Below are 8,521 nucleotides of genomic sequence, written 5' to 3'. Positions count from 1 at the left end.
CGAGGTCGATCCGTGCGACCGGCGTGCCAATCGCAGCCCCAAGCCGCTGAAGTTCTTCGGCCGCTACGACCACGAGGCCGTCGTCATCGCGCGCCTGCCAGGCGGACCGACGGACGCGCGCACGGCTACCGGCCGTCCGCGGTGACCAGCACCTTGACCTGCTCCAGGTCCAGGGAGGCGGAGAAGGCCAGCGCGGCCTCCTCCAGCGGGTAGGTGGCGGTGATGATCTCGGAGGTGTCGACGGCGCCGGCGGCGATGAGGGACATGGCGGTGCGGTAGTCCTCGGCCGTGTACATGAGGGTGCCCTCGATGCGGATCTCGCGGTCCTGGACCAGGTCGAGGCGGACCGGGGTGTCACCGGCGGCGCCCACGCCCACCACCACGATGTGTCCGCCCTTGGCCACGATGTCGACGGCCTGGGCGATGGACTGCCCGCGGGCGGCGCAGTCGAAGACCACGTCGGCCGGGCCGCCGAGCGCCGCATGGGCCTGGGCGGCCAGGTCCGGGGAGCCGGCCGACAGTGCCGTGTCGGCACCGAGGCGCAGTGCCCTGGCCCTCTTGCCCTCCAAGAGGTCGGTGACGGCGATCCGGGCGGCGCCCGCGTGCCGGGCGGCCACGACGGTGAGCAGCCCGATGGGCCCGGCGCCCAGGACGGCGACGGTGCGGCCGGTGAGATCGCCGGCCTTGGCCACGGCGTGCACCGGGGTGGCGAGCGGTTCGACCAGGACGGCCTGGAGGTCGGTCATGCCCGCCGGGACGCGGTGGACCCGGTCGGCCGGGATGGTGAACAGGTCCGCCATGGCGCCGGGCGTCTGGCAGCCGAAGACCTTCAGCTCCTGACAGATGTTGTAGCGGCCGGAGCGGCACTGGGGGCACCGGCTGCAGTACAGGTTGGGTTCGATGAGCACCCGGTCCCCGGGGGCGAACTCCCCGGCTCCCCACCCGGTCGCCTCGACGACGCCGACCGCCTCGTGACCGGGGCGGTAGGGCAGTTCGATGAAGGGATGGTGGCCGGCCGCCGCGTGGGTGTCGGAGCCGCACACGCCGACGACCGAGGTGCGCACCAGGAGTTCGCCGTCCCCGGGTACGGGGGCGTGCACGTGCTCGATGGTGATGTCGTCGAGGGAGCGGACGAGTACGCGGCGGATCTGCTGGGTCATGGTGGCGGAGTTCCGTTCGGTTCGGGCGTTCACGCGGGGGCGAGGGCGGGCTGGCTGTGGATCTGGATCACGCGGCTGGTGCCGGCCGGGAAGCAGGCGATCGCGTCCGGGAAAGCCGCCGACGGGAGGCCGTCGCCGGAGACCGGGGCCGGGTCGTCGACGGCCTGGAACTTCACCCGGCCCTGAGTGACGATGACGGCGGCTGTCACTTGACGGCTCCCAGGGACAGGCCGCGGACCAGCTTGTCCTGGGCGGCGAAACCGGCGATGAGCACCGGCAACGACACGAGGGTGGCCGCCGCGCACAGCCGGGCGAGGAACAGGCCCTCGTTGGTGATGAAACCCACCAGGAACACCGGCGCGGTGGACGCCTGCGTCGCCGTGAGGTTCACGGCGAACATGAACTCGTTCCAGCTGAAGATGAAGCAGATCAGTGAGGTGGCGGCCAGCCCCGGCATGGCGACCGGGGCGACGATCCGCAGCAGCACGGTGGGCAGTCCGGCGCCGTCGACCTCGGCGGCCTCCAGGATCTCCTTGGGCACCTCGGCGAGGAACGAGCGCATCATCCACACCGCGATCGGCAGGTTCATCGAGGTGTAGAGGACGACGAGCGTCCAGATGTTGTCCAGCATGCCGATGTCCTTGACGATCATGTAGATCGGCAGCAGCGCCGCGATGAGCGGCAGGAACTTCGTCGACAGGAAGAAGAACATCACGTCGGTCCACTTCTCGACCGGCTTGATGGACAGCGCATAGGCCGCCGGCACCGCCAGGACGAGGACCAGCAGGGTCGAAAAGACGCTGGCCATGGCCGAGTTGAGCAGGAACGGGGTGATGTCACGCTCCAGCAGGAGCGAGAACTGGTCCAGGGTGAGCGGCGCCATCAGACTGGGCGGGTTGGTCGCCGCGTCGGCCTCCTGGTGGAAGGCGGTGAGCACCATCCACGCCACTGGGGCGAAGAAGGCCAGTGTGGCCAGCCACGCGACGAAGGTCCACAGCGGGGACAGCCGCGGCGTCTGCTCCGGATCCTCGGCCCTGGGCCGGCGGCGACGCATCCGTGCGGCGAGGGGACTTGCGTGGGCGCTCATCGGGACGCCTCCTCACGGAAAAGGGAGGCGACGACCCGCAGGGCGAACGTCGCGATGATGATCGAGCCGATCACCACGACGACACCGGCGGCCGCGGCCTGGCCGTACTCGAACTTGCGGAACATGGTCAGGTAGATCTCGTAGGGCAGATTGGTGGTCCGGGAGCCGGGCCCGCCCTGGGTGATGGTGAAGACCGCGTCGAAGGTCTGCACCACGAAGATGGAGCCGAGCACGACTCCCAGCTCGATGTACTGCCGCAGGTGCGGCAGCGTGAGGTACCGGAACGTCTGCAGGGCGGAGGCCCCGTCGACGCGGGCGGCCTCCAGGACGTCGCCGGGCTGGGCCTGCAGTCCGGCCAGGAGGATGAGCATCATGAACGGCGTCCACTGCCACACCAGTGCGATCACCAGGGCCGGCATGGGGAAGTTCGACACCCAGTCGATCGTGGGGCCGTGCTCGGCGCCGAAGAGCTGGTACACGGCGTTCAGGGTGCCGTTGAGGAGCCCGTAGTCGGGGTTGTAGAGGGCGTGTTTCCACAGCAGCGCGGCGGCGACCGGCATCACCAGGAACGGGGCGATGAGCAGGGTGCGGGCCAGGCCCCGGCCTAGGAAGCGGCGGTCGAGCAGCAGGGCCAGGCCCAGTCCGAGGAGCACGCTGAGGACGACGACGGACGCGGTCAGCACAACGGTGTTGAGCACCGCGTGGCGCAGCCGTTCGTCGGTGAAGACGAACGTGTAGTTGGACAGACCGGTGAAGTGACGGTCGCCCGGCCGCAGGATGTTCCACTGGTAGGTGGAGATCACGAGCGTGGCCACGAAGGGCAGTTGCGTGACGATGATCGTGAAGATCAGTGCCGGCAGCAGCGGGAAGCGGCGCCGCCACGTGCGGCTGCCGGCGGGTTTGAACGGGCGGTGGGCAGGTGGCCGCATGGTCTTCTCAGGGGGCTTGATGAGCGTGGTCATGGATCTTCTTCCGCCGTCGGCGCCCGGTCGGCCGGGGGCCGGCCGGAGCAACGCGGCTTACTTGTAGTTCTCGGCGACGTTTTCGGCGAGCTTCTGGCCGTCGTTGAGCGCCTTGTCCACGCTGGTCTTGCCGACGATGGCGGCGGAGATCTCCTGCGTCACCTTGGTGCCGAGATCCTGGAACTCGGGGATGGCGACGAACTGGATGCCCACGGTCGGCCGCGGCTGGGTGCCCGGGTCGGACGGGTCGGCCTGCTGGATGGACTTCAGGGTGATGTCGCCGAAGGCGGCGGCCGCCTTCTTGTACTCGGGGATCTCATAGGTGCTGGCCCGCTTGCCGGCGGGCACCCGCGACCAGCCCAGCTTCTCGCCGACGAGCTTCTCGTACTTCTTGCTGGACGCCCAGAGCATGAACTTCGAGGCGGCGTCGGCGTTCTTGGTGGTCTTGGGCATCGCCCACGACCAGGCCCACAGCCAGCCGCTGCTGTCGGTCTTCTCCACGGGCGCGTAGGCGTAGCCGATCTTGCCGGCGGCCTTGCTGGTCTTGGGGTCTTCCAGCGCACCGGCCGCGCTGGTGGCGTCGTACCACATGGCGACCTTGCCCTGGCTCATCGCGTTCAGGCACTCGGTGAACCCGGCCTGCGCGGCGCCCGCCTCACCGTGCTCGCGGACCAGATCGACGTAGAAGTCGGTGGCCTGCTTGAAGCCGCCGCTGTTGACCTGAGCCTTCCAGTCCTTGGTGAACCAGGTGCCGCCGAAGGTGTTGACCATGCTCGTCAGCGGTGCGCCGAGTTCGCCCCAGCCGGGCAGACCGCGCAGGCAGATGCCCTTCATGCCGGGCCGGGCCCCGTCGGCCTTGGCGGCGAGGTCCGCCACCTGCTGCCAGGTGGGGTGCTGGGGCATCTTCAGGCCCTTCGCGGCGAAGACGTCCTTGCGGTACATGAGGAACGAGGACTCGCCGTAGAACGGCAGGGCGTAGAGCTTGCCGTCCGAGCCGGACATCGACTGCACCATCGGCTTGAGCAGGTCGCCCTTGTCGAAGCTCGCGTCCTTGTCGGCGTAGGAGCCGAGTTCGTGCAGCCAGCCGTTCTTCTCCCAGATGGGCACCTCGTAGGCGCCGATGGTGGCGACGTCGTACTGGCCGGCCTGGGTGGCGATGTCCTGGGTGACCTTGTCACGGAGCTCGTTCTCGGGGAGCACCGTGAAGTTGACCTTGATGCCGGTGTCCTTGGTGAAGGTGTCCTCGGTGAGCTTCGCGATGTCCTCCATCTGCGGGTTTCCGACCATCAGCACGTTGATGCTCTGGCCGCCGCCCGATGACCCGCCGGCTCCGGCTCCGGTACAGGCAGTGGCGAGCAGGGCCGTGACGGCGGCGCCGGCGATGAGGGCGTATCTGGTTGATCGCATGACGGGGGGACCTCTCGTGCGGGTGGATCGGATGCGGCATAGGGGGCTCCCGTGGCGGTGCCGTTCATCGCCCGAACAGTCGTGGGAACGCCTGCGTCTCGACTGAGGCCCGGCCGGGAGGGAGGGGTGTACCAAGCGGCCCTGGGGTGGCGGGCGCGATATCGATGGCCGAATTATTAGCAGGAGATGGAGCTGTTGTTAACACATCTTGCGAGAAAACTTTCTCGGATCTACCACGCGGAGGTGGTCGACCGCCGGCTCGCGCCCGGGTCAGGCAGTTCCGCGCAGGGCGGCCCGGACGGCAAGCCAGGCCACGACCGAGACCCCGTGGATGTCGTGCCGCAGGTCGACGCGCTCGGCGATCGCGCGGACGATGCCGAGGCCGCGGCCGTGCTCGTCCGGATCGTCACCCGCGGACGGTTCACGTGACCGGGAGAGCCCCCCGCGATCAGTGAGGGCGATGCACAGCCCACCCGGGACGAGGATCAGGCGCAGCGACATCTCACTGCGGCCGTGCGTGGCCGCGTTCGCGGCGAGCTCCCCCACCACCAGGACGGCGGCGTCCCGTTCGTCGTCGGAGAGGCGCCAGCGCGTGAGCAGATCAGCGGCGGCGGCACGCAGGCAGCCGACAAGCGCCTTCTGTGCCGGCAGAGTGAACTGGGCCTTCTGGGAGCAGTGCGGTGCACCCGGCGCTGCGGGTGCGGGAAGGACCAGGGGCGCAGTGTGGGAGGGCATGACCGGAGCTTTCGGGCTGAGGGAAGCACGACGCCTCGCCGAGCGGCAGGGGAGCCGGGCCACGGACTCGGAAGAGCCGCGAGAGGTTTCGTACGCTTTGTCTACGCTCATGCCGCATGTTATGCAATACCTTACGCCAGTAAACCTCATAAAATATGTTAAGAGATCTCTTGAGGGTCACCGAGGCCGGAGACGGCCCCGTACTCAGTCCGTGCCCCCGGACGCCGTGAGGCGGGCCCAGACCGGTCCGAGCGCCTCCAGCGCCTCCAGGTACACCTCGTACGCATCGTCGAGCACGGCGACCCGGTCGGCATGAGGCTCGTGGCGTCTGAGCACGGAGACGGCGGCGCACGGGGCCGTCACGTCGTCGAGCAGCCCGACGGCGGTGGCCGCGAGCAGGGCCGCTCCCCGGGCGGCGCTCTCCTCCACGTCGGCCACCACGACCGGCCGCCGCAGAGCGTCGGCGAACATCTGGCTCCACACCTCGCTGTGCGCCGCGCCGCCGGTCAGCCGGGCCGCCACCCCGCTGACGGGCAGCTTCGAGCAGAGCGCGTCGACGTGCCAGCGGTGGTTGAGAACGACGCCCTCCATCAGGGCCCGCAGCAGATGGCCGCGACCGTGCCAACCGCGCAGACCGAGGAACGTCCCGGACGTGGGCCGCAGGTGCGGGGAACCGTAGAGGAACGGGTGGAACAGCACCTCCGACGGACCGTCCAGGTGCGCCTCGACCTCCCGGCCGATCGCCTCGTGAACGCCTTCCCGGTGTACGGCCGGTGCGCCCGTGACCCGCAGGAACCACTCCAGGTTCGCCAGCGACGCGGGCGAGGTGGACATGATCATCCACTGCTCCGGGCGGACGAACCGGCGGACCTGCCAGCGCGGATCGACGACGGGGCGCTCGCTGATCACCTGGTTGATGCTGAACGATCCGGCGATCAGGCAGAGTTCGTCCGGCGTCGTACCGCCGATCCCGAGCGCGGCGGCGTCGACGTCATGGGCGCCCGTGACGACGGGGGTGCCGGCGGCGAGTCCGGTGAGCGCCGCGACCTCGCGGGTGACGGTTCCGCTGACCGCGTCGCAGGCCAGGACGGGCGGCAGCTTGCCGGCGAGGGTACCGAGGCTGTACAGGTCGAGCAGCTCCGGTGAGTAGCCACCCCGCCGCATGTCGGTGAACGAGGCGCCGGCGTCCGTGGGATCGGTGGCCACCTCGCCCGTCAGCCTCAGACGCAGCCAGTCCTTGCAGGACAGCAGCCACCGTGCGTCGCGAAGCACGTCCGGCTCGTGGCGGGCGAGCCAGGTCAGCAGGGCGGCCGGGGAACCCGGGAAGGGAACCGTGCCCGACAACTCCAGGGCGCGGGACCACATCGGGGTGTCCCGCCACTCCTTCAGGGCCGGCTCGGCCCGCGTGTCCATCGCCACGATCGCGGCCCGCACCGGTCGGCCCCGCTCGTCGACGGCGTACAGGCCGTCACCGTGCCCGGTCAGCCCCACCGCGGATACGGCCCGTGTGGCGTCCGGGCCCGCTTCGGCGAGGCAGGCCGCGATGGCCTCGCGGGCCGTGCGCCACACCTGGTCCATGTCCCGTTCGACCCAGCGGGGCCGTGGGGTGTTCAGCGGTACCGTGCCGACGCCCCGCGCCACCTGCCGGCCGGTCGCGTCGAACAGCACGGCCTTGGTCACGGTGTGTCCCGCGTCGAGCCCGAGCACCAGTTCATGTGCCACCGTTCACACCCACCCCAGTTCGCGGGCGTTGACCGCTGCGGCGCACCGGCCGGTCGCGGCGAGTTCGGTGACGGCTTCGGCGACGAGTCGCGCCGAACGCAGGGTCGTGGTCGTCGTGTCACCGGCGTAGTGCGTGGTGATGGTGACGTTCTCGAGCGAGCGCCAGGGGCTGTCCGCCGCGAGGGGCTCCTGATCGTGCACGTCGAGCCCCGCTCCGGCGATGTGGCGGTTCACCAGTGCCTGGTAGAGGGCCTCGGTGTCCACCAGGCGGCTGCGCGCGGTGTTCACGAAGTACGCGGTCGGCTTCATCAGCGCGAAGTGCCGTGCGCCGACGAACCGCTCGGTCTCGGGTGTCAGCCGGGCGAAGAGCTGCACGACGTCGGACTCGCGGAAGACGGTGTCCAGCTCACCCGCCCGCACGACGCCGTGGCGGGCCGGCACGTCGTCGGGCACGTACGGGTCGTACGCGAGCAGACGGGCGCCGAAGCCCCGCATCCGCTCGGCGAAGGCCCGTCCCACATGCCCCAGTCCGATCAGTCCGACCGTGCTGCCGCCGATCTCCCGGCCCGGGCCGGCGAACTCCTTCCGCCATCCGCCGGCCTTGACGGAGGCGTCCGCGCGGGTGATGTCCCTCGCTTCCGCCAGCATCAGTCCGATGGCCAGTTCGGCGACGGCCGTGGCGTTGCGACCCGGCACCGGTACGACGGCCACGCCGCGGGCGGTCGCGGCGGCGATGTCGACGTTCTCCAGCCCCGCGCGGGCGATACAGACGGCCCGCAGCCGGGGAGCAGCCCGGAGCACCGCCCCGGACACCGGCGCGAAGTGCACGGCCAGCACCTCGGCCTCGCCCACCGCGTCCACGATCTCGCCGGGTACCGGCACGGCCTCGGGCCCACGCCGCTCCATGCTCTGCTGCGCCGCGTGCTGCTCGGCTTTGGTTCCCGGCCAGGAGACAGTGCGGACCGGACCGACGCGGGGACCGCCCAGCTCCGCCAGGGCGTCGACGTAGTACCCGGCGGGGATGAAACGATCACCGACGACCACAACGCGCAGTGCGGTCGTCTCCCGTGTCGAGCCACCGCTCATGAGGCCGATCGTCCCACGCGTCAGCCGGCTTCGCCCCTCGCCGGCTGTGATCGGGCTGAAGGCGCCGGTGCGGCCGGGGGCACGGATCCGACCGTTCTCGACACCACCTTCAATGCTCCCGGAAGTCAGGCAGGTCGCCGTCGGCAGGACAGCCCTCGGACGGGCCGACCACAGCCGGAAGAACACCAACGGCCTGCTGCCGCAGTACTGCCCCAAGGTCACCGACCGTTCCAGCGCAGCCGCGTGCACCTGGCCGCCGTCGCCGCCGGACTCAACAGGCGCCCACGCAAAACGCTCGGCTGGGAAACCCCAGCCGAACGTCTCGCTGAGCTCCTGGCCACAGCCAGTTGATCACTTGTGCT

The 8,521-nt window shown here is 70.2% G+C and carries 8 protein-coding genes and 1 pseudogene; 1 reads left to right on the top strand and 8 read right to left on the bottom strand.

Annotated features, from left to right (window positions below; genetic code table 11):
* Nucleotides 1-125 precede the first annotated feature (125 nt).
* The 8 genes from AB0937_RS27140 to AB0937_RS27105 all read right to left on the bottom strand — a co-directional run bounded on the left by AB0937_RS27140 (nucleotide 126) and on the right by AB0937_RS27105 (nucleotide 8,159).
* Nucleotides 126-1,160 carry an alcohol dehydrogenase catalytic domain-containing protein gene (locus tag AB0937_RS27140; RefSeq protein WP_366714943.1) on the bottom strand — a complete coding sequence of 345 codons (1,035 nt, stop codon included), beginning with the start codon at nucleotides 1,158-1,160 and terminating at the stop codon, nucleotides 126-128.
* A 29-nt stretch (nucleotides 1,161-1,189) separates the two neighbouring features.
* Entirely contained in the window at nucleotides 1,190-1,369 is a 180-nt protein-coding gene (locus AB0937_RS27135) for a hypothetical protein (RefSeq protein WP_366714941.1), read from the bottom strand.
* Nucleotides 1,366-2,247: a carbohydrate ABC transporter permease gene (locus AB0937_RS27130; RefSeq protein ID WP_366714939.1), complete on the bottom strand. Its 882-nt coding sequence runs from the start codon at nucleotides 2,245-2,247 to the stop codon at nucleotides 1,366-1,368. Before AB0937_RS27130 ends, AB0937_RS27135 begins: the two co-directional genes overlap by 4 nt.
* Nucleotides 2,244-3,176, bottom strand: a complete 933-nt coding sequence (locus AB0937_RS27125) for a sugar ABC transporter permease (RefSeq protein ID WP_366714961.1) — start codon at nucleotides 3,174-3,176, stop codon at nucleotides 2,244-2,246. Before AB0937_RS27125 ends, AB0937_RS27130 begins: the two co-directional genes overlap by 4 nt.
* Nucleotides 3,177-3,266: 90 nt before the next feature.
* Nucleotides 3,267-4,616 (bottom strand): sugar ABC transporter substrate-binding protein, encoded by a 1,350-nt coding sequence (locus tag AB0937_RS27120; protein ID WP_366714937.1) that lies wholly within the window; start codon nucleotides 4,614-4,616, stop codon nucleotides 3,267-3,269.
* A gap of 270 nt (nucleotides 4,617-4,886) precedes the next feature.
* Entirely contained in the window at nucleotides 4,887-5,351 is a 465-nt protein-coding gene (locus AB0937_RS27115) for an ATP-binding protein (protein WP_366714935.1), read from the bottom strand.
* Between the two features lie 204 nt (nucleotides 5,352-5,555).
* Complete coding sequence (locus AB0937_RS27110; RefSeq protein WP_366714933.1) at nucleotides 5,556-7,073, bottom strand: FGGY-family carbohydrate kinase; 1,518 nt, start codon at nucleotides 7,071-7,073, stop codon at nucleotides 5,556-5,558.
* A 3-nt stretch (nucleotides 7,074-7,076) separates the two neighbouring features.
* On the bottom strand, nucleotides 7,077-8,159 hold the full coding sequence (locus AB0937_RS27105; RefSeq protein WP_366714931.1) for a 2-hydroxyacid dehydrogenase: 1,083 nt from the start codon (nucleotides 8,157-8,159) through the stop codon (nucleotides 7,077-7,079).
* A 172-nt stretch (nucleotides 8,160-8,331) separates the two neighbouring features.
* Between AB0937_RS27105 and AB0937_RS27100 the strand changes: the two are divergent.
* Nucleotides 8,332-8,510 (top strand): annotated as a pseudogene (locus tag AB0937_RS27100) (IS30 family transposase); the annotation flags it as partial.
* Nucleotides 8,511-8,521: the final 11 nt, after the last annotated feature.

The sequence above is a fragment of the Streptomyces sp. NPDC047880 genome, assembly GCF_040706515.1.
Taxonomy (GTDB): domain Bacteria; phylum Actinomycetota; class Actinomycetes; order Streptomycetales; family Streptomycetaceae; genus Streptomyces.
This window is presented reverse-complemented; position numbering and strand designations above follow the sequence as displayed.